This is a genomic window from Pseudomonas sp. MWU12-2029 (genome assembly GCF_023242425.1).
GTDB classification, from domain to species: domain Bacteria; phylum Pseudomonadota; class Gammaproteobacteria; order Pseudomonadales; family Pseudomonadaceae; genus Aquipseudomonas; species Aquipseudomonas kribbensis.
The window spans coordinates 41,644-67,352 of sequence record NZ_JALJDY010000009.1 but is presented as its reverse complement, the minus strand read 5'-3'; the positions used below and the strand labels follow the sequence as shown (position 1 = coordinate 67,352).

General features: G+C 61.1%; 24 protein-coding genes, 4 tRNA genes and 1 pseudogene. 15 read left to right on the top strand and 14 right to left on the bottom strand.

What is annotated here, in order from left to right:
* Positions 1-10 precede the first annotated feature (10 nt).
* Genes M5B44_RS21650 through thiO form a run of 4 tightly spaced genes read left to right on the top strand, consistent with a single transcriptional unit; the run spans position 11 to position 5,143 of the window.
* A complete protein-coding gene (locus M5B44_RS21650) occupies positions 11-490 on the top strand; it encodes a PilX N-terminal domain-containing pilus assembly protein (RefSeq protein ID WP_248740448.1) in 480 nt (159 codons plus the stop codon).
* Positions 477-3,569, top strand: a complete 3,093-nt coding sequence (locus M5B44_RS21645; protein ID WP_248740447.1) for a pilus assembly protein — start codon at positions 477-479, stop codon at positions 3,567-3,569. The genes M5B44_RS21650 and M5B44_RS21645 overlap by 14 nt, the downstream gene beginning before the upstream one ends.
* A gap of 14 nt (positions 3,570-3,583) precedes the next feature.
* On the top strand, positions 3,584-3,985 hold the full coding sequence (locus M5B44_RS21640) for a type IV pilin protein (RefSeq protein WP_085712180.1): 402 nt from the start codon (positions 3,584-3,586) through the stop codon (positions 3,983-3,985).
* 57 nt (positions 3,986-4,042) lie between these two features.
* Positions 4,043-5,143: a glycine oxidase ThiO gene (gene thiO, locus M5B44_RS21635; protein ID WP_248740446.1), complete on the top strand. Its 1,101-nt coding sequence runs from the start codon at positions 4,043-4,045 to the stop codon at positions 5,141-5,143.
* Here thiO and M5B44_RS21630 read toward each other — a convergent pair.
* The 4 genes from M5B44_RS21630 to M5B44_RS21615 form a co-directional block, all read right to left on the bottom strand.
* Positions 5,140-6,486, bottom strand: a complete 1,347-nt coding sequence (locus M5B44_RS21630) for a sigma-54-dependent transcriptional regulator (protein ID WP_248740445.1) — start codon at positions 6,484-6,486, stop codon at positions 5,140-5,142. The two genes, thiO and M5B44_RS21630, sit on opposite strands and share 4 nt — an antisense overlap.
* Entirely contained in the window at positions 6,483-8,072 is a 1,590-nt protein-coding gene (locus M5B44_RS21625; RefSeq protein ID WP_248740444.1) for a sensor histidine kinase, read from the bottom strand. The genes M5B44_RS21630 and M5B44_RS21625 overlap by 4 nt, the downstream gene beginning before the upstream one ends.
* A complete protein-coding gene (locus tag M5B44_RS21620; protein WP_085712176.1) occupies positions 8,062-8,295 on the bottom strand; it encodes a PP0621 family protein in 234 nt (77 codons plus the stop codon). The genes M5B44_RS21625 and M5B44_RS21620 overlap by 11 nt, the downstream gene beginning before the upstream one ends.
* A gap of 126 nt (positions 8,296-8,421) precedes the next feature.
* A complete protein-coding gene (locus M5B44_RS21615; RefSeq protein ID WP_119430150.1) occupies positions 8,422-9,438 on the bottom strand; it encodes an outer membrane protein assembly factor BamD in 1,017 nt (338 codons plus the stop codon).
* 152 nt (positions 9,439-9,590) lie between these two features.
* Between M5B44_RS21615 and rluD the strand changes: the two genes are divergently transcribed.
* From rluD to M5B44_RS29100, 9 genes and pseudogenes are all read left to right on the top strand, one after another.
* Complete coding sequence (gene rluD, locus M5B44_RS21610; RefSeq protein ID WP_085712174.1) at positions 9,591-10,553, top strand: 23S rRNA pseudouridine(1911/1915/1917) synthase RluD; 963 nt, start codon at positions 9,591-9,593, stop codon at positions 10,551-10,553.
* Positions 10,550-11,272 carry a peptidoglycan editing factor PgeF gene (gene pgeF, locus M5B44_RS21605; protein ID WP_248740443.1) on the top strand — a complete coding sequence of 241 codons (723 nt, stop codon included), beginning with the start codon at positions 10,550-10,552 and terminating at the stop codon, positions 11,270-11,272. The genes rluD and pgeF overlap by 4 nt, the downstream gene beginning before the upstream one ends.
* A 130-nt stretch (positions 11,273-11,402) precedes the next feature.
* Positions 11,403-13,967, top strand: a complete 2,565-nt coding sequence (gene clpB, locus M5B44_RS21600) for an ATP-dependent chaperone ClpB (protein ID WP_114885605.1) — start codon at positions 11,403-11,405, stop codon at positions 13,965-13,967.
* A 298-nt stretch (positions 13,968-14,265) separates the two neighbouring features.
* Positions 14,266-14,341, top strand: a tRNA-Asn gene (locus M5B44_RS21595).
* Positions 14,342-14,350: 9 nt separating this feature from the next.
* Positions 14,351-14,427 (top strand) — tRNA-Pro (locus tag M5B44_RS21590).
* A 5-nt stretch (positions 14,428-14,432) separates the two neighbouring features.
* Positions 14,433-14,508: transfer RNA gene (locus tag M5B44_RS21585), tRNA-Lys, on the top strand.
* 97 nt (positions 14,509-14,605) lie between these two features.
* A tRNA-Pro gene (locus tag M5B44_RS21580) sits at positions 14,606-14,682 on the top strand.
* A gap of 148 nt (positions 14,683-14,830) precedes the next feature.
* Positions 14,831-15,601: pseudogene (locus M5B44_RS29105) on the top strand (MCP four helix bundle domain-containing protein); the annotation flags it as partial.
* Complete coding sequence (locus tag M5B44_RS29100; protein ID WP_412546978.1) at positions 15,593-16,456, top strand: methyl-accepting chemotaxis protein; 864 nt, start codon at positions 15,593-15,595, stop codon at positions 16,454-16,456. The pseudogene M5B44_RS29105 and the gene M5B44_RS29100, both read left to right, overlap by 9 nt.
* Before the next feature lie 76 nt (positions 16,457-16,532).
* Here the strand turns inward: M5B44_RS29100 and M5B44_RS21570 are convergent, their stop codons facing one another.
* The 5 genes from M5B44_RS21570 to M5B44_RS21550 form a co-directional block, all read right to left on the bottom strand.
* A complete protein-coding gene (locus tag M5B44_RS21570) occupies positions 16,533-16,940 on the bottom strand; it encodes an EF-hand domain-containing protein (RefSeq protein ID WP_114885602.1) in 408 nt (135 codons plus the stop codon).
* Positions 16,941-17,150: 210 nt separating this feature from the next.
* Positions 17,151-18,449, bottom strand: coding sequence for an NAD(P)/FAD-dependent oxidoreductase (locus M5B44_RS21565; protein WP_248740441.1), 1,299 nt, complete (start codon positions 18,447-18,449; stop codon positions 17,151-17,153).
* A 66-nt stretch (positions 18,450-18,515) separates the two neighbouring features.
* A complete protein-coding gene (locus M5B44_RS21560) occupies positions 18,516-18,689 on the bottom strand; it encodes a DUF3094 domain-containing protein (RefSeq protein ID WP_096820886.1) in 174 nt (57 codons plus the stop codon).
* 51 nt (positions 18,690-18,740) lie between these two features.
* The gene (locus tag M5B44_RS21555; RefSeq protein WP_102686306.1) at positions 18,741-19,268 is read right to left on the bottom strand and encodes an MOSC domain-containing protein; all 528 of its coding nucleotides are present in this window, start codon (positions 19,266-19,268) and stop codon (positions 18,741-18,743) included.
* Positions 19,265-19,891: a DUF1780 domain-containing protein gene (locus M5B44_RS21550; protein WP_003228301.1), complete on the bottom strand. Its 627-nt coding sequence runs from the start codon at positions 19,889-19,891 to the stop codon at positions 19,265-19,267. Before M5B44_RS21550 ends, M5B44_RS21555 begins: the two co-directional genes overlap by 4 nt.
* Positions 19,892-20,024: 133 nt before the next feature.
* Here M5B44_RS21550 and M5B44_RS21545 point away from each other — a divergent pair, with 133 nt between their 5' ends.
* Entirely contained in the window at positions 20,025-20,714 is a 690-nt protein-coding gene (locus M5B44_RS21545; RefSeq protein ID WP_248740440.1) for an energy-coupling factor ABC transporter permease, read from the top strand.
* A 65-nt stretch (positions 20,715-20,779) separates the two neighbouring features.
* Positions 20,780-20,995, top strand: a complete 216-nt coding sequence (locus tag M5B44_RS21540) for a hypothetical protein (protein WP_007959584.1) — start codon at positions 20,780-20,782, stop codon at positions 20,993-20,995.
* 5 nt (positions 20,996-21,000) lie between these two features.
* On the opposite strand, the gene yacG is transcribed toward M5B44_RS21540, so the two are convergent.
* From yacG to pilB, 5 genes are read right to left on the bottom strand one after another with little or no spacing between them, the layout of a single operon-like run.
* Positions 21,001-21,201: a DNA gyrase inhibitor YacG gene (gene yacG / locus M5B44_RS21535; RefSeq protein ID WP_085712167.1), complete on the bottom strand. Its 201-nt coding sequence runs from the start codon at positions 21,199-21,201 to the stop codon at positions 21,001-21,003.
* The gene (gene coaE / locus M5B44_RS21530; RefSeq protein ID WP_248740439.1) at positions 21,198-21,821 is read right to left on the bottom strand and encodes a dephospho-CoA kinase; all 624 of its coding nucleotides are present in this window, start codon (positions 21,819-21,821) and stop codon (positions 21,198-21,200) included. The genes yacG and coaE overlap by 4 nt, the downstream gene beginning before the upstream one ends.
* Positions 21,818-22,690 (bottom strand): prepilin peptidase, encoded by an 873-nt coding sequence (locus M5B44_RS21525; protein ID WP_248740438.1) that lies wholly within the window; start codon positions 22,688-22,690, stop codon positions 21,818-21,820. The genes coaE and M5B44_RS21525 overlap by 4 nt, the downstream gene beginning before the upstream one ends.
* Before the next feature lies 1 nt (position 22,691).
* Positions 22,692-23,909: a type II secretion system F family protein gene (locus tag M5B44_RS21520; RefSeq protein ID WP_248740437.1), complete on the bottom strand. Its 1,218-nt coding sequence runs from the start codon at positions 23,907-23,909 to the stop codon at positions 22,692-22,694.
* Positions 23,910-23,911: 2 nt separating this feature from the next.
* On the bottom strand, positions 23,912-25,612 hold the full coding sequence (pilB, locus tag M5B44_RS21515; protein ID WP_248740436.1) for a type IV-A pilus assembly ATPase PilB: 1,701 nt from the start codon (positions 25,610-25,612) through the stop codon (positions 23,912-23,914).
* Positions 25,613-25,709 lie beyond the last annotated feature (97 nt).

The window sequence follows — 25,709 nt, the reverse complement described above, 5'->3', positions numbered from 1 at the left end:
GGGCCGGCCGATGAATGTTTCTCTCCACCAACGACCAACCCAGCGTGGCATGGTGCTGCTGGTCAGCCTGGTGTTTCTGTTGCTCCTGACGGTGATCGGCCTGTCATCGATGCAGAGCGCCAACCTGCAGGAAAAGATGGCCGGCAGCGTGAGCCTGCGCAATCAGTCGTTCCAGACTGCCGAGGCGGCGCTGCGTATTGGCGAGAGTGCGGTGCAACTGAGCACGTATTCGCTGGCGGTGTGTGCCAATACCACCCAGTGCGCACCGCCGGCGGAGTCTACGGTCGTGACTGCTGCGGGACTCAACTCGACATCCGGAGTTACATGGATCGCTGCCGGCAACGGTTTCTACGGGGTACAGAACATCGGCACCACGCTCACCGCGGTGAACGTTCCGAGCAACACCTCGGCGACGCTCTACCGGGTCACGGCCGTCGGGATCGTCGGCAGTTCACGCAGTGTGGTGGAGAGTGTCTATGCGAAGTACTGAACGACGCTCTGGCTGGCGGCCGTGGCTGGCGGGGTTTCTTGCGGGGTTGTATCTGGCCGCGCCGGCGTATGCGTTCACGCCGTCTGATTCGCCATTGCTCAGTGCCGCCGCCGTGCCGCCGAATGTCATCTTGCTGATCGACGACTCGGGCAGCATGAACAGCATTATTTACGCTGCGGGTTTCGATCCCACGGTCACTCGCACACCGGCCCGGCAGTGCAACGCGGTGCTCGGGTTGTGCTTGAGTTCGACGGCCATCACCGGCGATCCGGTGTTTCTGTCGAGCCTGCCGACTTCCGGCTGCTCCGGCGGTGCCTATGCGTTCTACAACAACAGCCTGGCACCGCTGTGCCTAAAACTGCCGGACCCGGTCGGCGGCGGCAATACCCGCTATTACGGGGATTACATCGCGTACGTGGTCGGCCTCGCCATCAGCAACGGCACCCGTGATTTCACCACCGGGGCGATTCCCAACGACTACCGGATCAACGTCGCCCGCAACGTTTCCACCGCACTGGTGACCAGCAACCGTAACCTGCGTTTCGGCCTGTCGACATTCAACCCGGCCACCAGCAACAACCCGGGCAACGGCGGCTACATCGCACGGTCCGTCAGCGACCTGGCGCCGGTCAGCGGCAGCGTGACCCAGGCCCAGGCCGACAGCAACTACAACGCACTGATCTCGGCGATCAGCGGCCTGAGCGCCGTGGCCAATACGCCCTTGGCGGAAACCTATTACGAAATCACCCGCTACATGCGCGGCATGACGCCGTACTACAACACCACGCCGAGCACCTACACCAGTCCGATCCAGTACCGCTGCCAGAAAAACTACGGGGTGGTGATTACCGACGGCCTGCCGACCTATGACCGCACGTTCCCCACTAACGACCCGCTGGGCGGCAGCCGTCTGCCGAACTGGGACGGCATCAATAATGATGGCAACAACCTCAACGGCGATAACGAGGGTGACACGCTGTACCTGGACGACATCGCCAAGTTCGCCTTCGATATCGACATGCGTTCGACCGGTGTCGATGCAGCCGGCAAGAGCTGGAGTTCGCCGGACTTTCCCAAGCAGAACATGAACACCTATACCGTGGGTTTCACCGCCGCCAATGACATGCTGTCGGACGCGGCGAACTATGGCCAGGGCAAGTATTACCAGGCCACCGACAGTGCCGGCCTGAACACGGCGTTGTCATCGGCACTGAGCGACATCACCTCCAAGGCCGGCTCCGGCGGCAGCGGGGTGACGAGCGCTACGACGCTGGTGAGCGGCAGCAGCTATTTCCAGACCAGTTACGATCCCCGGGACTGGCGCGGCACCATCAAGTCCTTCGGCTTCACCTCGAGCGGGACGGTCAACACCTCGACGGTGCTGTGGACGACCGACACCGCCATCGTCCCCGGCGCCACGGCACCGACCTATCAATCATGGAATACCTTGAGCAACGCGGCAGTGACACTGGCTTACGGCAACTTCTCTGCAGCGCAGCAGACAACGCTCGGCCAGAGCCTGCCCAGCGGCATCAGTGGCAACGACCTGGTGGAGTGGAGCAAGGGTACCAACAAGACCGGGCTCAAGGTTCGCAGCGTCTTGCTGGGCGACATCATCAACTCGCCGCTGGTGCTGGCCTCGCCCACGGACAAGACCGCCTCCGACCTGTCGGGCGACACCACCTACACCAGTTACCTGACCACCAAGGCCGCGAACATGAATGCGAATCTGGTGGTGAACGGCAACGACGGTTTCGTCAGCGTCATCAACCCGGCCAACGGCACCCGGCGTTACGCCTACATGCCGTCGAGCGTGCTGCCGTCGTTGCGATTGATCGCCGACCCCAACTATATCAACGGCGTCAGCCACAAGTTTCTGGTGGACGGGCAGGTCGGTGTCTATGACGCGCAGTTCGGCACGGCCTGGAAGACCCTCGCCATCGGCGGCACCGGGGCCGGTGGCAAGACGTTCTATGCCTTGCAGTTGTTCGACGCCTCGGCAGGGAACATTCTCAATGCATTGTGGGAGGTGAGTGCACCGGCCACTGCCAGCACCGCGAACGCTTTCAATGATCTGGGTTATGCCTACGCCCGTCCGGAAGTGGCACGCTTGGCCGATGGTCGCTGGGCGGCTTTCATCGCCAATGGCTACGGCAGCAACTCAGGGGTGGCGGCGTTGTATGTGCTGGATGTGCGCGACGGTTCGCTGATCAAGAAAATCGTCATCGACAGTACCGAAACCACCAATGGACTGTCGTCGGTGAAGCTCAAGGTCAACTCGCAGAATGTGGTGCAGGCCGCGTACGGAGGGGATCTGAAGGGGCGCCTGTGGAAGTTCGACCTGAGCGCGACCACCACCGACAGCTGGGGCGTGGCATTTTCCGGTAAGCCGCTGTTCACCACGGCGGGCGGCACGACGCAACCGATCACGGCGCAGCCGTTGCTGGCGGACAATTCATTGGGGGGCAAACAGATTTTCGTCGGTACCGGCAAATTCAACGAAACCGCCGACAAGACCAACAAAGATCTGCAGGCGTTCTATTCAGTGTGGGATGCCGATGGCGGTTCGGGGCAACTGACGGTCAGCAGTTTGCAGGCCCAGGCCATCACTGGCGTGTTCTCGGGCAGTTCAGGGCAGTTCATTACCACGACCCAGAACGACACCACTTATCCGGCCGAGAAGGGCTGGTATCTGCCGCTGGTGTACAACAACGTATTGACCGGCGAGCGGGTGATCAATCAGGCCAGTCTGGTGCTGGGGCGAATCGTATTTACTACGGCTAGTGTCGATACCACCGACCCGTGCTCCAGCTTCGGTACCGGCAAACTGGTCGAACTCGATGCGTTCAGCGGTAAGATGCTCAACTATGCGGTGCTCGACACCAACGCCGACGGCGTGGTCGACACCAATGACACGATTTCCAGCGGTGTGGTGTTCAGTGGCGGCATTCCTACGCTGAACGCCATCGTCAACGGCGCATCGCGCAAGATCGTGAACGATTCCAGTGGCGGGATCACCACCCTGGTGGAAAAATCCGGCGGCGGCAGCCGTCGTATCATGTGGCGACAAATACAGTAAGCGAGAGTTGAGGCATGCGCAGATCCATCCGCGGGTTCACCCTGATCGAAATCATGATCGTGATAGCGATCATCGGGATCATCATCACCATTGCCGCACCGAGCTATACCGAATACCTGAAAAAGGGCCGCCGCGCCGAAGTGGCCTCGCTGCTGAACGAGCAGGCGCAGACCCTCGAACGCTTCTACACCCGCAACAATGTTTACACCGGTGTCACCGGGCTCAGCACGGGCAATGATTTCTACACCATCACCCCGACCATCGCTGACCAGACCTACCTGCTGACCGCGACCCGCAAGGCCGGCACGACCATGGCCGGCGACAAGTGCGGGGACTTCACCCTCACCAACACCGGTGTGCGCAGCATGATCAACGCGACTGCCGGGCTTGCCACCAAGGATTGCTGGGGCCGCTGAGCCGCTTTCATTCGGGCGCCTTTTGCGCCCACTGTCTTTTTTACGGTTGGAACAAACATGACCAGGCAACAGCAAGTGGTGATTGTCGGTGGCGGGGTGATTGGCCTGCTGACCGCGTACAACCTCGCCTCCGAAGTGCGCAGCGTGGTGCTGCTGGATCGCTCGAACGTCGGCCAGGAATCGTCCTGGGCCGGCGGCGGCATCGTTTCTCCACTGTATCCATGGCGCTATAGCCCGGCAGTCACGGCGCTGGCGCACTGGTCGCAGGACTTTTACCCACATCTGGGCGAGCGGCTGTTTGCCGATACCGGTGTCGATCCTGAAGTCCATACCACCGGCCTGTACTGGCTGGACCTGGACGACGAAGCCGAAGCGCTGGCCTGGGCCGAGCGGGAAAACCGTCCGCTGCGGGCTGTGGATATCTCGGCGGCCCATGATGCGGTGCCGGTACTCGGCGGCGGTTTTTCCCGGGCGATCCACATGGCCGATGTGGCCAACGTACGCAACCCACGGCTGGTGAAGTCGCTGAAAGCCGCGTTGCAGGCGCTGCCTAACGTGACGATTCACGAGCAGTGCGAGGTCAGCGGGTTTGTCCGTGAGGGCGAGAAGGTTGTCGGTGTGCAAACGCCGAAAGGCGTGATCAACGGCGACCAGGTGGTGCTGACGGCGGGGGCGTGGAGCGGCGAGCTGCTCAAGACGCTGAATCTGTCGCTGCCGGTGGAGCCGGTCAAAGGCCAGATGATTCTCTACAAGTGCGCGGCGGACTTCCTGCCGAGCATGGTGCTGGCCAAAGGGCGTTATGCGATTCCGCGTCGCGACGGGCACATCCTGATCGGCAGCACGCTGGAGCACGAAGGTTTCGACAAGACCCCGACCGACAGTGCACTGGAAAGCCTCAAGGCCTCGGCGGTCGAATTGCTGCCGGCGCTGGCGGATGCCGAAGTGGTGGGGCACTGGGCCGGGTTGCGTCCCGGCTCGCCGGAGGGCATTCCCTATATCGGGCGGGTACCCGGTGTTGATGGCTTGTGGCTAAACTGCGGGCATTACCGCAACGGGCTGGTGCTGGCACCGGCATCCTGTCAGCTGTTTGCCGATGTGATGCTGGGGCGGGCGCCGATCATCGATCCGGCGCCGTATGCCCCGACCGGGCGCATTTAATCCAGGCCGAGCTTCTTGAGCCTGTAGCGCATCGAACGGAATGACAGATTCAACCGCTGGGCCGCCGCCGTACGGTTCCAGCGGGTTTCCTCCAGCGCCTGCAGGATCAGTTTGCGCTCGACGTTTTCCAGATAGTCTTCGAGGTTGTCGATCTGTGTGAGATCGGCAATGCCACCCTCGGCTGCGCAATTGCCTTCGCTCAGGCGCAGGTCGTCGGCCTCGATCGTGCGGTTTTCGCACAGGGTGTGCGCGCGCTCGAGGACGTTCTCCAACTCCCGGACATTCCCCGGAAAACGGTAGTTCTTCAAGGCCTCCAGCGCTTGAGGATGCAGGCGTGCCGCCGGCTGGCCAGTGCCATGGGCCAGACGCTTGAGCATATGGCTGGCCAATGCCTCGATATCGTCACGACGCTCGCGCAGAGAAGGCACCCGCAGTTCGATCACGTTCAGCCGGTAATACAGATCCTGCCGAAAGCGCTCGGCGGCGACTTCTGCGTCCAGGTCCTTGTGGGTGGCGCACAGAATGCGTACATCGACCACGGTTTCCTGCTGGCCGCCGACACTGCGCACGGCCTTTTCCTGGATCGCCCGCAGCAGCTTGACCTGCATCGACAGCGGCAAGTCCGCCACTTCATCGAGAAACAGCGTCCCGCCATGGGCAGCCTGGAACAGCCCCGGCTTATCGTCCACCGCGCCGGTGAAACTGCCTTTGCGGTGCCCGAAGAACTCGCTCTCCATCAATTCCGAAGGAATCGCCCCGCAATTCACCGGCACGAACGGCTGGCTGGCGCGTGGACCCTGCTCGTGAATCAGCCGGGCGACCAGTTCCTTGCCACTACCGGACTCGCCGCTGATATAGACCGGCGCCTGACTGCGGGCCAGTTTGTCGATCTGCTTGCGCAGGTTGCGCATCGGCAACGAGTCACCGAGCAGTCGGCGATCAATCGAGGTGCAGACACCGCCGGTCGCCGGCATGCGCAACGCGGTGGCGACCAGTTCGCGCAGTCGAGTGAGATCCACCGGTTTGGTCAGGAAGTCGAAAGCCCCGGCTTTCAGGGCGTTGATTGCCGTTTCCAGGCTGCCATAAGCGGTGATCATCGCCACCGGCAATTGCGGGTAGCGTTGCTGGATGTGCTGCACCAGGTCCAGCCCGGTGCCGTCCGGCAGGCGCATGTCGGTCAGGCACAGATCGAAGGTGTCGCGGTTCAGCAGCGCCTGGGCTTCGCCGAGGTTGCGTGCGCTGAAGGTGTCGAGTTTCATCCGTCCCAGGGTGATTTCCAGGAGTTCGCGGATATCCGGTTCGTCGTCGACGATGAGGATTTTTTGCCGTGGGCTCGTGTTCAACTTTGTTTCCGTCCGTGAGCAAAGGTGATGCGAAAGCAGCCGCCGCCTTGGCGTGGTTTGAAGTCTAGGCGGGCCTGGTTGCTTTCGCACAGCTCACGGGACAGATAAAGCCCAAGGCCGGTGCCCTGGCTGCTGGTGGTGAAGAAAGGTTCGAACAGATGCGCCTGCTGATCCAGTGCCACGCCGGGGCCGTTGTCCTGGACTTCGAGTACGGCCAGCTGGCTCTCGGGGTCGATGAACAGCCGCAGCCAGACCTGCGCCGGATCGTGCAGCAGGGCGCTGTGTCGCCAGCCGTTGCGCAACAGATTGTCGAGAATTTGCGTCAGTTGCCCCGGGTCCATCAGGGTCCGGAAATCCCCGGATTCGATGTTCAGGTGAATCCGTTGGTGCTCGCTGGCCTGTTCGCGGCTTTCCTCGACGAAGTGCTCGAGCCATGGCTCGAGATCCAGCCGTTGCGGCGCGCTTTGCTGGCGGCGGGACAGTTGCAGGACGTTTTCAATGACTCGGTTCATGCGCTGGGAGTGATCCTGGATGATCTGAGTCAGACGCCGATCCGCGCCGTCGAGTTCCTCGGATTCCCGCAGCAACTGTGCGGCATGACTGATGGCGCCCAACGGGTTGCGGATCTCGTGGGCGATGCCGGCGGTCAGACGCCCGAGCGCCGCGAGCTTCAGTTGCTGGGCCTGCTGGGCGATTTGCGCGAGGTCTTCGAGAAACACCAGGGTCTGGCGGTTCGGGCTCTGCTCCAGGGCGATGAAGCTCGGTTGCAGTTCCAGGCCGTTGGCGGCGATTTTCAGGCTCTGCGGGCGCAGGGTCGGGTTGTTCAGCCAAAGGTTCAGGCGCTCGACCAGTGCGATCGAATAGTCATCGATCAAATGACCTTCAAGGGGTGACTGCGCCAGCAGCGTCCGGGCGCTCTGGTTGGCCAGTTGCACCCGGCGTTGTTCATCGAGGACCAGAATGCCGGTGCGCATGCGTTGCAGGATCAAGGCGTTGAGAGCTTCGAGGCTGACCACCTCGCTGGCCCGTTGCTCGGCGAGGGTCTCGCTGACCTCGAGACGGCGGATCAAGCCTTGCACCAGCAAAGCTCCGGCAAAACACAGGGCGCCGAGGGTGCCCGCTTGCAGGTATTCGTTGGCGTTCAGGGGATGGCTGAAGCTCAGCAGGAAGCTGAGACCGACAATGCCGAGTGCACCGATGGCCGCGATCAGCACGCCGATACGCCGTTTCAATAGCGTGTTGCTGATGGCTACCGAAACGATCAGCAGATTGCCGACCGGGCTGGCCACGCCGCCGGCGGCGTAGAACAGGCCGCACAGCAGCAGGATGTCGACGAGGGCCAGCCCGAACAACTGGGCCGGACGGCGGATGTTCTCCAGGAACACCACCAGCAGGATATTCAGCACCAGGTACAACCAGCTGCCATTGCGCAGCAGCTCGTCGTCGGCCGACGTCAGCAGGCGGTTGTCCATGTTGCTGGAGATCAGCAGCACCAGGGTGATGCCGACGCTCAGACGGTAGAGGTGATAGAGGCGCAGCAGTCGCTGGGCCTGTTTGCGAGTGGCGTCGGTCGCCTCAGCGATCACTGGAACCGGGGCCTTGCTCGAGATGAGCCTGGCTGCAATACCACTGTTGACGAAGGCTCAGCGCGCGGTCGCGTGGCAGGTGCACGCCGCAATGGGCGCAACGCACCATCGGTGCGGCATCCTGTTCGCGGGGGGATTGCGTGGGTGCGACAGGCGCCTTGAATTTGCGCCAGAGCCAGACGGCGGCGGCGATCAGGGCGATCCAGAAGAGTAGACGAAGCATGATGGGCGGCTTTTTGACTGATGATCCGGCAGTTTAGCCAAGGTCTTGGCAGGCGCACAGCGCAATAAAACGCGGCAATAAAAAAGGGAGATCCGAAGATCTCCCTTTTTGGCATCACCGAAGTGATCAGTCGAACAGACCGAAGGTCAAGTAGCTGAAAATGGAGCGGTCGCTGTTGCTGGACTCCGGTTCCGGCGCTTCGATCACGTCGCCGTTTTCGTCTTTAGGCTTGAGCTCGTTCGGGATCGCATCTTTCGCGTCCTGGAACTGCTTCTGCACGTCCTGGTTGGCGCGGGTCTCTCCCGGCGGCAGTGGTGGACGGGACTCGATCAGGCCCAGAGTGGCCTTGCTCAGCCACGAACGGTTGTCGGCTTCGGCGACCGACGGTACGAACTGACCGTCTTTCAGGCTCGGGTGATTCGGGTAGTTGAGCTTCAGGGTTTCCAGGCTGGTGGCCGCCAGCTCGTCCAGGTGCAGACGCTGGTAGGCTTCGGTCATCACCGCCAGGCCGTCGCCGACCGATGGGGTTTCCTGGAAGTTTTCCACTACATAACGGCCACGGTTGGCGGCGGCGACGTAGGCCTGACGGGTCAGGTAGTAGTCGGCCACGTGGATTTCGTAGGCTGCCAGCAGGTTGCGCAGGTAGATCATGCGCTGCTTGGCGTCCGGCGCGTAGCGGCTGTTCGGGTAGCGGCTGGTTAGCTGGGCGAACTCGTTGTAGGAGTCGCGGGCAGCACCCGGGTCACGCTTGGTCATGTCCAGCGGCAGGAAGCGCGCCAGCAGGCCGACGTCCTGGTCGAACGAGGTCAGGCCCTTGAGGTAGTAGGCGTAATCGACGTTCGGGTGCTGAGGGTGCAGACGAATGAAGCGCTCGGCGGCGGACTTTGCAGCTTCCGGCTCCGAGTTCTTGTAGTTCGCATAAATCAGTTCAAGTTGTGCCTGATCTGCGTAGCGACCGAACGGATAGCGCGACTCCAGAGCCTTCAGCTTGGCGGTGGCACTGGTGTAACTGTTGTTGTCCAGGTCCTTTTGAGCCTGCTGGTACAGCTCGGTTTCGCTCAGGTTTTCGTCTACGACTTCCTTCGATGAGCAAGCAGCGGTCAATGCGAGGATGGCGATCAGCAGCAGGTGTTTCACTTGCATGGCGGCTTGCGTCCCTATGACGGCCGCTGTCTTGGGCGGGGCCGTCCTGTTATGATGAGCGCCCCGTTGAAAAGCCCCGGGGCAAAAGACGCCGTATTTAACCACAAGCGCGCAGCCGAAACCAAAGGCTGTAGCCGACGCCCAGTCCGAGCATGTCCGATAAAATTGAACTTCGCGCAGAGGTGCCGTCCGAATTGGGCGGCCAACGCCTCGATCAAGTCGCCGCCCAACTCTTCGCAGAGCACTCCCGCTCGCGCCTTTCCGCCTGGATCAAAGAAGGTCGCCTGACTGTGGACGGGGCGGTCATCCGCCCGCGCGACATCGTTCATGGCGGTGCCGTCCTTGAGCTGACCGCCGAGCAGGAGGCCCAGGGTGAATGGGTCGCCCAGGACATCGAGCTCGATATCGTCTATGAAGACGACGATATCCTGGTGATCAACAAGCCTGCGGGCCTGGTGGTGCACCCGGCTGCCGGCCATGCCGATGGCACCTTGCTCAATGCCTTGCTGCACCACGTGCCGGACATCATCAATGTCCCGCGTGCCGGTATCGTGCATCGTCTGGACAAGGACACCACCGGTCTGATGGTGGTGGCCAAGACCATCCAGGCGCAGACCAAGCTGGTTGCCCAGCTGCAAAGCCGCAGCGTGAGCCGGATCTACGAGTGCATCGTGATCGGCGTGGTGACGGCCGGTGGCAAGATCAATGCCCCGATCGGTCGCCACGGCCAGCAGCGCCAGCGCATGGCGGTGATGGAAGGTGGCAAGCCTGCGGTCAGCCACTATCGCGTACTGGAGCGTTTCCGTTCCCACACTCATGTCCGGGTTAAGCTGGAAACCGGTCGTACCCACCAGATCCGCGTACACATGGCGCACATCAACTTTCCGTTGGTCGGCGACCCAGCGTACGGCGGTCGTTTCCGCATTCCGCCGGCGGCGAGCCAGACCATGGTCGAGTCGCTGAAACACTTCCCGCGTCAGGCCCTGCACGCACGGTTCCTCGAGCTGGATCATCCGACCACCGGTGAGCGCATGAGCTGGGAATCGCCGTTGCCGGAAGATCTGGTGTGGCTGCTGACCCTGCTCAAGCAGGATCGCGAGGCATTCGTAGGATGAACTGGCTGACGCCGGACTGGCCTGCGCCGGCCAGCGTCAAGGCCTGCGTCACCACCCGCGAGGGCGGCGTCAGCGAGGCGCCGTTCGACAGCCTCAATCTGGGCGATCATGTCGATGATCGTCCTGAGGCCGTCGCCGAAAACCGTCGGCGACTGACCGATCACTTCTCTTTCAAGCCTGCCTGGCTGCAGCAAGTGCACGGGATTGCCGTGGCGCATGCTGATCCGTCGGTTGTAGCCACGGCAGATGCCAGCTGGACGGCAACACCGGGTATCGCTTGTGCGGCAATGACCGCCGATTGCCTGCCGGCGCTGTTCTGCGACCGTGCCGGTACTCGCGTGGCAGCGGCGCATGCCGGTTGGCGTGGATTGGCGGCCGGCGTTCTGGAAGCCACCCTCGACAGCCTGAATGTACCTGCCGAAGACATTCTGGTCTGGCTCGGCCCGGCCATCGGTCCGCAAGCCTTCGAAGTCGGCCCGGAAGTCCGGGAAGTCTTCATCAATCAATTGCCCGAGGCCGCGACAGCCTTTGTCCCGAGTCACAACGCGGGCAAGTTCATGGCCGACATCTATAAGCTGGCGCGACTGCGTCTGGCGGTTCGCGGTGTCACGGCTGTTTATGGCGGCGGTTTCTGCACTGTCAGTGACCCTCGTTTCTTTTCCTATCGCCGTGCATCGCGCACCGGTCGCTTCGCCTCCCTGGTTTGGCTCACCCGCTAAACTGTCTGATCTGCATCAACTGTCCCACGCTTGAATCTTCCAGAATCGACCGCATCTATAGCGGTATCTGGCAGGTTTCTTTATTCAGGATGGTTTTTTAGGTCCGGCCTGCTCAAGAGGAAGGTGACCCATGCGTATAGACCGTTTAACCAGCAAATTACAGTTGGCGTTGTCCGATGCCCAATCCCTGGCTGTCGGCCACGATCATCCGGCCATCGAGCCGGCGCATTTGATGCAAGCGATGCTTGAACAGCAGGGTGGTTCGATCAAGCCCCTGTTGATGCAGGTGGGCTTTGACGTCAACAGCCTGCGCAAAGAGCTGACCAAAGAGCTCGATCAATTACCGAAAATCCAGAACCCGACCGGCGACGTGAACATGTCGCAGGATCTGGCGCGTCTGCTCAATCAGGCCGACCGTCTGGCCCAGCAGAAGGGCGACCAGTTCATTTCCAGCGAGCTGGTACTGCTCGCGGCGATGGACGAGAACAGCAAGCTCGGCAAGTTGCTGCTCGGCCAGGGCGTGAGCAAAAAGGCGCTGGAAAACGCCATCAACAACCTGCGCGGTGGCGAGGCCGTCAACGACGCCAACCACGAAGAGTCGCGTCAGGCGCTGGATAAATACACCGTCGACCTGACCAAGCGTGCCGAAGACGGCAAGCTCGACCCGGTGATCGGCCGTGACGATGAAATTCGTCGCACCATTCAGGTCCTGCAGCGCCGGACCAAGAACAACCCGGTGCTGATCGGCGAGCCTGGCGTGGGTAAAACCGCGATTGCCGAAGGTCTGGCCCAGCGCATCATCAACGGCGAAGTGCCGGATGGCCTGCGCGGCAAGCGTCTGCTGTCCCTCGATATGGGGGCGCTGATTGCCGGTGCCAAGTATCGCGGTGAGTTCGAAGAGCGCCTGAAAGCGCTGCTCAACGAGCTGTCGAAGCAGGAAGGGCAGATCATTCTGTTCATCGACGAACTGCACACCATGGTCGGCGCCGGCAAGGGCGAAGGCTCGATGGACGCCGGCAACATGCTCAAACCGGCCCTGGCCCGTGGCGAGCTGCATTGCGTCGGTGCGACCACGCTCAACGAGTACCGCCAATATATAGAGAAGGACGCGGCCCTCGAGCGGCGCTTCCAGAAGGTGCTGGTGGACGAGCCGAGCGAAGAAGACACCATCGCGATCCTGCGTGGCCTCAAGGAGCGTTACGAGGTTCACCACAAAGTGGCGATCACCGATGGTGCGATCATCGCGGCAGCCAAGCTCAGCCATCGCTATATCACTGACCGGCAGTTGCCGGACAAGGCGATCGACCTGATCGACGAAGCCGCCAGCCGCATTCGCATGGAGATCGACTCCAAGCCGGAAGTGCTGGATCGTCTGGAACGGCGCCTGATTCAGTTGAAGGTGGAATCCCAGGCACTGAAGAAAGAAAGCGACGACGCGGCGAAGAAACGCCTGGAGAAACTCCAGGAAGAAATCGACCGTCACGAGCGTGAGTACTCGGATCTGGAAGAAATCTGGAACTCGGAAAAAGCCGAGGTACAGGGCTCTGCGCAGATTCAGCAGAAGATCGAACAGTCCCGTCAGGAACTGGAAGCCGCGCGCCGCAAAGGCGACCTGAACCGCATGGCCGAGTTGCAGTACGGGGTGATCCCGGATCTGGAACGCAGCCTGCAAATGGTCGACCAGCACGGCAAGAGCGAGAACCAGTTGCTGCGCAGCAAGGTGACCGAAGAGGAAATCGCCGAAGTCGTCTCGAAGTGGACCGGCATTCCCGTGTCGAAAATGCTCGAAGGCGAGCGCGACAAGCTGATGAAGATGGAAAGCCTGTTGCACCAGCGCGTGATCGGCCAGGACGAGGCGGTGGTGGCGGTGGCCAACGCGGTGCGGCGTTCCCGTGCCGGGTTGTCTGACCCGAATCGTCCGAGCGGCTCGTTCATGTTCCTCGGCCCGACCGGTGTCGGTAAAACGGAGCTGTGCAAGGCGCTGGCCGAATTCCTCTTTGATACTGAAGAGGCGATGGTGCGGATCGACATGTCCGAGTTCATGGAGAAACACTCCGTGGCTCGGCTGATCGGTGCACCGCCAGGCTACGTCGGTTACGAAGAGGGCGGTTACCTGACCGAAGCGGTACGGCGCAAGCCTTACTCGGTGATCCTGCTGGACGAAGTCGAGAAGGCGCACCCGGATGTGTTCAACATCCTGCTGCAAGTGCTGGAGGATGGTCGCCTGACGGACAGCCACGGTCGTACGGTGGATTTCCGCAATACCGTGATCGTCATGACCTCCAACCTCGGTTCGATGCAGATCCAGGAACTGGTGGGTGACCGTGAAGCACAACGTGCGGCGGTGATGGATGCGATTTCCACCCACTTCCGTCCGGAGTTCATCAACCGGGTCGACGAAGTGGTGATCTTCGAGCCTCTGGCGCGGGATCAGATCGCGGGCATTACCGAGATCCAGCTGGGTCGTCTGCGCAGCCGTCTGGCCGAGCGCGAGCTGAAGCTGGAACTGAGCCCGGAGGCGATGGACAAGCTGATTGCCGTCGGTTACGACCCGGTATACGGTGCACGGCCGCTGAAGCGGGCGATCCAGCGCTGGATCGAGAACCCGTTGGCGCAGTTGATCCTGTCGGGACGCTTCCTGCCGGGCGAGACCGCGACCGGTGTCGTGGAGAACGACGAGATCACGTTCAACTGACAGCTTTGGGTGGTGAAGTAAGGAAGGCCTCGCAATGCGAGGCCTTTTTTTTCGTTAGGCTGTTGAACTCAAAGGAAAAGGCTTGTAAAGTGCGCCCCGCAGTCAGTCACCAACACGGTTTCAGCTCACTGGGCAGAAATCTGAAATAAGTTGCAAATCATTAACTTGAAAGCAATTTAGGGGGTTGACAGAGGTGTTCTAGGTTGTAGAATAGCGCGCCTCAGACACACGAACGCAGCGATGCGAAAACGATGTCGAGAAGCTGCAAGTTTCACCGTAGTAAATTGAAATGTGTAGTTCCGTGATAGCTCAGTCGGTAGAGCAAATGACTGTTAATCATTGGGTCCCAGGTTCGAGTCCTGGTCACGGAGCCAATTTCAAACCGGGGTATAGCGCAGTCCGGTAGCGCGCCTGCTTTGGGAGCAGGATGTCAGGAGTTCGAATCCCCTTACCCCGACCATTTTTGGGTCGTTAGCTCAGTTGGTAGAGCAGTTGGCTTTTAACCAATTGGTCGTAGGTTCGAATCCCACACGACCCACCATTTTTGAAACCAGTTAGCGCTGGGATCGAATCTTAAGATCAGAGGCCAAAAGCGCTGATCGAAGAAGGCGATCTTTGAAAGGTCGCCTTTTTTTTACCGGGGTATAGCGCAGTCCGGTAGCGCGCCTGCTTTGGGAGCAGGATGTCAGGAGTTCGAATCCCCTTACCCCGACCATATTAAAAATCCTCGTATCGAAAGATACGGGGATTTTTTTTGCCCTTTGCTCAAGTCATCGTACAACTTGCCGATAGCCCGCTAACGAAAGGGGCCTGCCATCGATCGCCCCTTGAATCCGGCCAATACAAGAAAAAGGGCGTTCGTCATGTTGCTTCGTCAGTTGAATATTGCTCCCCGTGCCGCTTTGGGCTTCGCCCTGATCGCGGTGCTGGTGGCGTTGCTTGGCGTGTTTGCCCTGGGGCAGATGTCGAGCATCCGCGAAAGCGAGGTCGCGGTGGAGAACCAGTGGCTGCCGAGCATTCGTGGCGGCGACGAGATTCGCGAGATCATGCTGCGCATCCGCACCATTTCTTTGCGCATGGCGCTGGATCCTGATCCGAACAACGTTGCGACTTACCGCAGCCAGATGGACATCCGCGACAAGGAACTGAGCGAGAAGATCGCCGCGTACGACCGACTGGTGACTACTCCGGAAGGCCAGCAGTTGTACGATCAGTTCAAGAAAACCTTCGCGGCCTACCGCGCCGGCATCGCGCAATCGTTCGTCCTTGCACAGCAGGGCAAACGCGACGAGCTGACCAAGCTGCTGCTGGTCGACATGAAAACCGTGGTCGACGGCTCCGGCAAGCAACTCAACGACCTGGCGGACCTGTTCGCCAAACAGGTCGCGGCAGAAAGCAGCAACTCCGCCGCCCACTACGAAACCTCGCGCACCATCGTCAGCCTGTTCATCGCACTGGCGGCATTGGCGACCGTGGCTCTGGCGATGTTGCTCACCCGCAGTATCGTTCGCCCGTTGAGCACCGCCGTCAGCGCAGCAGAAAGTGTTGCGAAAGGGGATTTGACCCGACCGATCGAGACCCAGGGCAACGACGAAGTCAGCCGTTTGCTCAAGGCGCTGGCGACCATGCAACAGAACCTGCGCGAAACCCTGCAAGGCATCAACGGTTCTGCGACGCAACTGGCGACCGCCGCCGACGAACTCAATGCCGTCACGCTCGACAGCACCCAGGGCCTGCAACAACAGAACAACGAAATCGAACAGGCCGCCACCGCCGTCAACGAGATGACCACGGCGGTCGAAGAAGTCGCACGCAACGCGGTGTCGACCTCCGACGCGACGCGCCAGTCCAGCGAATCGGCGCATCTGGGGCAAGAACGGGTCAGTGAAACCGCCAGCGCCATCAACGCCCTGGCCGGTGAAGTGCAGCACACTGGCGAACTGGTGCAATCACTGGCCGACCAGTCACAAGACATCGGCAAGGTGCTGGACGTGATCCGCGCGATTGCCGAACAGACCAACCTGCTGGCGCTCAACGCCGCCATCGAAGCGGCGCGGGCCGGGGAGAGTGGGCGCGGGTTTGCCGTGGTCGCCGACGAAGTCCGGGCGCTGGCTTATCGCACGCAGCAATCGACCCAGGAAATCGAGCAGATGGTGCAGGGCATGCGCAACGGTTCAAGCCTCGCGCTGGAGTCGATGCAGGCCAGTGCCTCCCGCGCGTCCACCACGTTGGTGCTGGCCGAGCGGGCCGGTGAGGCGCTGCAAACCATCACCGCGTCGGTGCATGAGATCCATGAACGCAATCTGGTGATCGCCAGCGCCGCCGAAGAGCAGGCGCAGGTGGCGCGGGAAGTGGATCGTAATCTGGTGAACATTCGCGACCTGTCGGTACGTTCGGCGGCCGGCGCCGATCAGACCAGCGCGTCCAGCCATGAGCTGTCGAAACTCGCCAATGCATTGCAGGGCATGGTGCGGCGCTTCCAGCTGTAATTTCTCAGGCCGCAAAAAAAACCGCGCTTCTCCTCAGAGAATGCGCGGCTTTGTTTTTGCCGGGACGAACTGAATATCAGGCACCGTCACGCTCTTTCAGGTGTTCGAACAAGCCTTTGGGCATTTTCTTGCCGTTGGCTTCGTAGTTGGCTTTGACGTTGTCGTAAGCCTCTTGCTCGTCGATGAAGCCATCGTGGTTGGTGTCGATCTTGTCGAAGTCGGAGTGCGGTGCGACCTTCAGGAATTCGGCGCGGGAGACTTTGCCATCACCATCGGTGTCGGTCTTGGCCATCGACGCGTCGCCGCATTTGCCTTCACCGCATTTGCCTTCCGGGGTTTTCACCGAGGTTTCGGCCGAGGCGACCATGTAGCCCTGGGCTAGCGGTTGTGCGGCGAACACCGAGCCGGACAGCATCAGGCCGCCGGCCAGTACGGCACCGACCAGGCCAAGGGAGGTTTTGCCGATTTTCGAAGTGCGGGTCATTTCATTCTCCTTCGGTTGCGCTGCGCAACCACACGTTAAGGGCGATCAGCCGGAGCAGGTGCGCTCGGGTGTGGCCATTAAGCGGTGACGGTGTATCGCGTCTGTGTCGAGGAGCGGGGCGTTTGTAAGCGAAGGTGGGAAAGCGGGGGGCAGATACAGTAGAAGACAAAAACCGTGGGGGCGAGCAGGCCCGCCCCCGCGGTTTTTACATCAGTGCAGCTTCAGACGTGGCTCGGTGCCGCGTCCGATCTTGCTGCCCAGCATCAGCATCGCCGTGCGGAATGGGCCGTACAGCGCCATCTGGTGCATGCGGTACAACGAAACGTAGAACATCCGCGCCAGCCAGCCTTCGAGCATCACGCTGCCGGTCAGGTTGCCCATCAAGTTACCCACAGCCGAAAAACGCGACAGCGAAATCAACGAGCCGTAGTCGGTGTACTTGTACTCCGGCAGGCTCTTGCCTTCGATCCGCAGTTTCAGCGACTTGGCCAGCAACGATGCCTGCTGGTGTGCAGCTTGGGCCCGTGGCGGCACGTTGCGATCCGAACCCGGTTGCGGGCAGGCGGCGCAATCGCCGAAGGCGAAGATGTTTTCGTCGCGGGTGGTCTGCAGCGTCGGCAGCACTTGCAGCTGGTTGATGCGGTTGGTTTCCAGGCCATCGATGTCCTTGAGGAAACCCGGTGCGCGGATCCCGGCGGCCCAGACTTTCAGGCTGGCCTTGATCTCGTTGCCATCGGCGGTGATCAGGCTGTCGGCAGTAACCTGGCTGACCGAGGCGTTGGTCATCACGTTGACCCCGAGTTTCTCCAGGGTCTTGTGCACCGGCCCGCTGATGCGTTCCGGCAGTGCCGGCAGCACCCGTGGTCCGGCTTCGATCAGGGTGATGTGCATGTTTTCCGGTTTGATCCGGTCCAGACCATAGGCCGCCAGTTCATGGGCGGCGTTGTGCAGCTCGGCCGCCAGTTCAACGCCCGTGGCGCCGGCGCCGACGATGGCCACGCTGATCTGCTGAACCACGTCGGTCTGCCCGGCGTGAGCACGCAGGTAGTGATTGAGCAGTTGCTGATGGAAACGCTCGGCCTGTTTGCGGGTGTCGAGGAACAGGCAGTGCTGCGCTGCGCCCTGGGTGCCGAAATCGTTAGTGGTGCTGCCGACCGCGATCACCAGCGAGTCGTAAGGCACTTCCCGCGCCGGCACCAGTTCCACGCCGTTTTCGTCGTAGGTGGCGGCGAGCTGGATCTTCTTCTGCTCACGATCGAGCCCGCTCATGCGCCCCAGCTGGAACTCGAAGTGGTTCCATTTGGCCTGGGCGACATAGTTGAGTTCGTCTTCGGAGGAGTTCAGCGATCCGGCGGCCACTTCGTGCAACAGCGGTTTCCAGATGTGCGTCAGGTTCGCGTCGACCAGCATGATGCTGGCGGTGCCGCGCTTGCCCAGAGTCTTACCCAGACGGGTAGCCAGCTCCAGACCGCCGGCGCCGCCGCCGACAATGACAATACGATGGGACATGGGGATAGCTCGCAAGGTTTTTAAAGGAAATCGTTGTCGTCGTAACCCGAGCGAGCGCGATGCAGCTCATAGCGTCAGGTAACTGATAAATCGGCTCAACAGGCCCAGACCGATGGTCACTGCCAGCACCACCACCAGGAGCATCCACGGCCGGAATGGCCGGCGCTCGACACGGTGTTGTGACAACTGCAGGTACTCTTCGACATGCTTCTGGTCATCAGGGTTCAGGCGGCTGGTCATAAAGGCCTCGTCAGGTAGACGTTACTGAAAGTGAACAAGCTACAGCGGTTTTCAACCGGGATTGAATGCAGCATAGCCACTGTCCGGGACCGGTTCGACAGACACACTGTCCCCGAGGCGAATGATCCCGCTTTGTAACACTCGCGCGGTGATTCCGCCATGCCCGCGCACCGCCTGGAATGTTCCGGGGCCGAGGTTGTTCTGCAGGCGCGCGCACGGCTGACACCAGCCCGTGGTTTCGAAAATCGCCTGACCAATGCGAAAGCGCCGCCCCTTGAGGCTGAACAGGTTGATCCCGCTTATAACGAGATTGCGCCGCAGATCTTCAGGCGTGACCGGTTGTTCTGCCGACCGGCCCATCAGGGCACTGATGACGGCCAGATGTTCCCACTGAATCAGCGTCACCTGCCGCGCATTGCGCACACCGGGCCGAGCGTGATCGCCGGTGAGCCCGGCTTCAAGCCGCGCCTCAACCGCATCGAGCGCGAGCATCGGCCCCCGGGATTCGGGGCGCACGCCAATCCAGCGCACACACCCGGTCTGTGGGACATCGGCAATCAATTGTTGAAGCGGCGTCACAGGCTGATCCCGACATCGAACACGATGCTGCGGCCCAGATTGCTGCGCAGGAAATCCGGTGCATCGGGGTGGGCGAACAGCACTCGGGCGAACGTCGGCCCGACCAGTGACAGCGAGCGCCAGCCTTGACGCAGGTATTCGGTGGGCGGTGGAAAGTGGCTGTTGAGGTCGAGCACCTCTCGCTTGAGGCTGGCGAAGGCGATGATGTCCAACTCACCGAGGTCCATGCCGCGTTCCTTGTAGTTGTGCGCTTTCTTGCGCAGGGTCGGCGCCAGCCTGAGCAGGAATTCGTTGGCCGGAATTCGTCGTGGCTTGGCTTCGCGACGCACCAGTTGGCTCAGGGAAAACGCACTGCGCCGACGTTGCAGCTCGTCGCGCCATTCATCGTTGAGCCGGCGGCCTTCGTCGAGGACGAAAAACACCTCGAAGTTGGCATCGCGAAACAACACGTCCGGCGGCTCACCGGCCGGGGCGAATTCGTCGGCGCGATACGGAATATTCAAGCCTTGCAGCAGGCGCTGGCAGACCCAACGCTCACGCTCCCATTTGCGGGCATTGGACAGGAACGCGTTGGCCTGCTCGGCCGCGATGGTCAGCAGGCGTAAATAATCTGAGTCATCCATAGGCCCAAGCTTAGCGTTCAATTGCGACAAGCAGAAAGCTTTGCATCGGCAGATTCACCCGGGTGGCGGTGTAGACTTCGATACAGGAGCGCCAATCAAGGGAGTCTGCGGTGCGAATGAAGGTGATGGGATCATGATCGGTGCAGAACTGCTGTCATCGACGAGTCTGACCCTCGGCTGGCTGATTTACTTGCCGGTGCTGCTCTGGGCGATCTGCCGCGCGCCGTGGGTCGAGTTATTCAGCGACAGCCGTCGTCAGCACTTGCTGTTCGGCACCGTGTTCGCGCTGTTTCTGTTGTGGATGGTGCGCAGGGACTTCGACACGGGCGTGTCATATCACTTCATCGGCATGACCGCCGTGACCTTACTGCTCGACTGGCCGCTGGCGATTGTCGGCGGGCTGGTGGCGCAGATCGGGCTGGTTCTGCTGGGACGCCAGGATCTGGTGGCGGTCGGGGTCAACGGCGCGTTGCTGATCCTGCTGCCGGTGCTGATCACCGAGGGAGTGGCGATTCTGGTCGAACGGGCGCAACCGCGTAATCCGTTTGTGTATATCTTCTGCTCGGGTTTCTTCGCGGCGGCCTTGTCGGCGCTGTCATGTCTGATTCTGAGCCTGACCTTGCTGTGGTACGACGGCCTGTTCGCCATGCCCGAATGGCTGGAAGATTTCATCGGTTACCTGTGGCTGCTGATATTTCCGGAGGCGTTCATCAACGGCATGGTGATCAGCGCGCTGGTGGTGTTCTGCCCGGAATGGCTGGAGACCTTCAACCGCACCCGCTACCTTTCGGCACCCTGGAAGGACGACGATCCCAAGTCTTGATCCACATCAAATCCACCCCGCGCGCGGCATTTCATGCTCGGCCAAATCCCTTCAGGAGCAGCGGCATGAGCGTTTACGAGTGGGCGAGGCAGGAAACCCGGCAGAGTCTGGAAATGGCGCAGGAGGTGGGATTCGATCCAGGCCTGAGCCTGCGCGCCTTGCTCAGTGCGGTGGTGCAGCAGAGCAAGGCGGTGCGCAACGCCGAAGACCTGGCCGACGAGTTGCGCTTTCTGGCGGAAAACCTCGACGACGATCAGGACTACGGCTTCATGCGGCCTTGACGGGGTCAGTGACGCGGGTCGAAGTCGCCGGAAAACAGTTCGTCCTCGGCATCCGGGGCTACCGGAATCTTGTGTTCTTCCGATGCCCAGGCGCCGAGGTCGATCAGTTTGCAGCGGTCCGAGCAAAACGGCCGGAATTTGTTTGCGGGGGTGAATTCCACCGGGGCGCCACAGGTCGGGCAATTAACGGTTGGGGTCTGGCTCATGACTGGCCTCCGGATAAAGTCAGGTAAAAGTGATGCAGGCGCTCGACTTCGCTGTGCAGCCAGGCGAGGTCGCGGTCGTTGACCACCACATCATCGGCACGGCTCACGCGGTCTTCGCGGCTGGATTGGGCCTTGAGGATCGCCTGGACCTGCTGTTCGCTGGTCTGGTCACGCTGCAGGGTACGTTCGATCTGCAGTTGCTGCGGCGCATCGATCACCAGGATTCGCTGGGTCATCGAGTACTGTCCGGACTCGATCAACAGCGGTGAAACCAGAATCGCGTAAGGTGATTTTGCCAGCGCCAGGTGATGGGCGATTTCCTCGGCGATCAGCGGATGCAGCAGCGCTTCGAGCCAGCGGCGTTGCTCCGGCACTTCGAAGATCAGCTTGCGTAGCGCCGCGCGATCCAGCGTGCCGTCGGCCTGCAGGACATCGGGGCCGAAGTGCTCGGCAATTTTCGCCAGCGCCGGGCGCCCCGGTTCAACCACCCAGCGCGCTGCATGATCGGCGTCCACCACATGGACACCAAGATCGATGAAGTGCTGGGCGGCAGCGCTTTTGCCGCTGCCGATGCCGCCGGTCAGGCCGAGAATCCAGGGTTTTTCCACAAGGGTATTCATTTCAAACCGACAAACTGCCAATAGAAGTCGGTTATTTGACCACCCCAGAGCAAGGCAATCCAGCCGGCAATTGCCAGATAGGGCCCGAAGGGGATTGGCGTCGAGGTTTTCCGGTCGCGCAGCTTGAGCAGAATCACCCCCAGTACGGCTCCCACCAGCGATGACAGGAGAATGGTCAGCGGCAGAATCTGCCAGCCTCCCCAGGCCCCCAGCAGTGCGAGCAGCTTGAAATCGCCGTGACCGATGCCGTCCTTGCCGGTGAGCAGCTTGAACAGCCAGAACACCGACCACAGCGCCATGTAACCGGCCACCGCGCCCCACATCGCATCGTGCAGCGAGACGAACAGGCCGAAGCTGTTGACGATCAACCCCAGCCACAGCAGCGGCAGCACCAGCACGTCGGGCAACAGCTGATGCTCGGTGTCGATCAGGCTCATCGCCAGCAAGCCCCAGGTCAGCACGATCAGCAGGCATGCCGGCCAGCCGAAGCCCAGGTGCCAGGCGATGAACGCCGAGAGCAGGCCGCAGGCCAGTTCGGTCAGTGGATAACGCTTGCTGATCGGCGCCGCGCATGACGAGCAGCGCCCGCGCAAAAACAGGTAGCTGAGCAGCGGGATGTTTTCCCACGCACGAATGCGGTGGGCGCAATGCGGGCATTGCGAGTGCGGCAACATCAGGTTGTAGACCGGCAATGGCGTTTCGACGGGCAGCCCGAGCACGTCGTGGGCCTGCTGGCGCCATTCGCGCTCGAGCATCTTCGGCAGACGCCAGATCACCACATTGAGGAAGCTGCCGACCACCAGCCCGAGGATCAGAGCGGTGAAGACAAAGGCCAGCGGATAGAGGGCGAAAAGTTCGTCGATGTGCATGTCAGATCGCTGAGCCGAGTTGGAAGATCGGCAGGTACATGGCCACGACCAGCCCGCCGACGATCACCCCGAGTACCACCATGACGAAAGGCTCCATCAGGCTGGTGAGGTTATCGACCATGTTATCCACTTCTTCCTCGTAGAAGCCGGCCACCTTGTCGAGCATGTCGTCCAGGGCGCCGGATTCTTCGCCGATGGCGGTCATCTGCACGGCCATGTTCGGAAAGATTCCGCTGGTGCGCATCGAGAAATTCAACTGCATGCCGGTGGCCACGTCCTGGCGAATGCGCAGCACCGCGCGTTTGAACACCACGTTGCCGGTGGCTCCGGCGACCGAGTCCAGCGCTTCGACCAGCGGCACGCCGGCGGCAAATGTGGTCGACAGGGTCCGGGCAAAACGGGCGACGGCGGACTTGTACATCATGGTGCCTACGAGTGGCAGTTTCAGCAGCCAGGCATCTCGGCGGTCACGCAGGGCCTGGGACTTTTTCAAAGCATGGCGGGTGCCGAAAAACGCCACGATCAACACCCCCAGAATCGCCCACCACCATTGCTGCATGAACTCCGACAGGCCGATGACCAACAGGGTGAACGCCGGCAGTTCGGCACCGAAGCCGGAAAACACCGACTGGAACTGCGGCACCACTTTCACCAGCAGAATACCGGTGACGACCGCCGCTACCAGAATCACGGCGGTGGGGTAGGTCATGGCCTTCTTGATCTTGGCCTTGAGGCTTTCGCTCTTCTCCTTGTAGGTCGCCACGCGTTCGAGCAAGGTGTCGAGAGCACCGGACTGCTCGCCGGCATCGACCAGGTTGCAATACAACTCGTCGAAGTATTGCGGCTTCTTGCGCAGGGCCGCGGCGAAGCTGTTACCGGCGGCGACTTCCTGTTTCACCTCGTCCACCAGTTTGCGCATCGCCGGGTTCTCGAAGCCTTCGCCGATGATGTCGAACGACTGCAACAACGGCACGCCGGCCTTCATCATGGTCGCCATCTGCCGGGTGAACAGGGCGATGTCCAGCGGCTTGATGCGTTTGCCGAAGTTCAGCAACGACGCGGATTTCTTGCGCACCTTGCCGGGGTTGATGCCCTGCTTGCGCAACTGGGCCTTGATCAGCGCGGGGTTTTGCCCGCTCAGTTCGCCGCTGATCCGGCTGCCTTTCTTGTCGGTGCCTTCCCAGGCGTAGACGCTGATTTTCGCTGCCTTGACGGCCATGTTCAGTCCTTGGTGACCCGGTTGATTTCTTCAAGGCTGGTGATGCCTTGCATGGCCTTGATCAGTCCCGAGGTGCGCAGGTCGTTGAAGCCGTCCAGGCGCATCTGGCTGTCGATTTCCAGTGAGTTGCCCTCGGCCATGATCAGCCGTTGCAGTTCGGGCGTGTTCCTGACCACTTCATAGATGCCGGTGCGGCCCTTGTAGCCGCCGTTGCATTGATCGCAACCGACGGGCTCATAGATCGTGAAACTGCCGATGCGTTCCTCGGGAAAGCCTTCCTTGAGCAGGGTTTCGCGGGGAATTTCGATGGGCTTCTTGCAGTGGCTGCAGAGTTTTCGCGCCAGTCGCTGGGCGATGATCAGGCTGACCGAGGTGGCGATGTTGAAGCCGGGGATGCCCATGTTGTGCAGGCGGATCAGCGTTTCCGCGGCGCTGTTGGTATGTAGTGTGGACAGTACAAGGTGACCGGTCTGTGCCGCCTTGATCGCAATCTCCGCTGTTTCGAGGTCGCGGATCTCGCCGACCATGATCACGTCCGGGTCCTGACGCAGGAACGAGCGCAGGGCCTGGGCGAAATCCAGCCCCTGCTTCGGATTGACGTTGACCTGGTTGATGCCTTCCATGTTGATCTCCACCGGATCTTCCGCGGTGGAGATGTTTATGTCGACGGTATTGAGGATGTTCAGTCCGGTGTACAGCGACACGGTCTTGCCCGACCCGGTGGGGCCGGTGACCAGAATCATGCCTTGCGGCTGCTTCAGGGCGGCCAGGTACAGTTCTTTCTGCTCCGGCTCGTAGCCGAGGGCGTCGATGCCGATCTGCGCGCTGGACGGGTCGAGAATCCGGATCACCACTTTCTCGCCCCACAGCGTCGGCAGGGTGTTGACCCGGAAGTCGATCGACTTGGTTTTCGACAGGCGCATTTTCAGACGCCCGTCCTGGGGTTTGCGCCGTTCCGAGATGTCGAGGCTGGCCATGACCTTCAGCCGGGCGGCGATGCGCCCGGCCAGTTGAATCGGCGGTTTGGCCACCTCACGCAGGATGCCGTCGGTACGCACCCGCACCCGGTAGTTTTTCTCGTAAGGCTCGAAGTGCAGGTCGGAAGAGCCGCTCTTGATTGCATCCAGCAGCATCTTGTGGACGAAGCGCACCACCGGCGCGTCGTCGGCGTCCATTCCACCGATGGCGTCCTGTTTGCTGTCATCGACGGATTCGACGTCCAGCCCGTCGAGGTCGACATCGGCCATGTCTTCCAGGCCTGAGGCGTGGGTGTCGAAGAACTTCTCGATGGCGTCGGTGAGCTTGTCGTCTTCCACCAGAATCGCTTCGGTGGTTAGCCCGGTGCTGAACTGAATGTCGTTGATCGCCTGGTGATTGCTCGGGTCGGAAATGCCCACGAACAGTTTGTTGCCGCGTCGCCACAGGGGCAGGGCATGGTGCTGGCGAACCAGTTTTTCGCTGACCAGGCCCTTGGGCTGGGTTTCCTTGTCCAGGCAGTTGAGGTCGAGGAACGCCATGCCGAAGTGCTCCGAGGCGATTTCGGCGACCTGCGAACTCTTCACCAGTTTGTTCTGTACCAGATAGCTGACCAGCGACAGGCGATTGCGCTGGGCTTGCTGCCAGGCTTGCTGGGCGCTTTTTTCCGTGAGCAGTTCGGCCTGGACCAATTGCTTGGCCAGACCGCTCAGAGCGATGTCATTCATGGGAATCCCGGATGCAGACAGTTCATGACTTATAGCCTAGTCAAGTGACAGCGCCAAACCGCCTCGGTGCAGGTGACAAAAAGTGTCAGATAGTGCG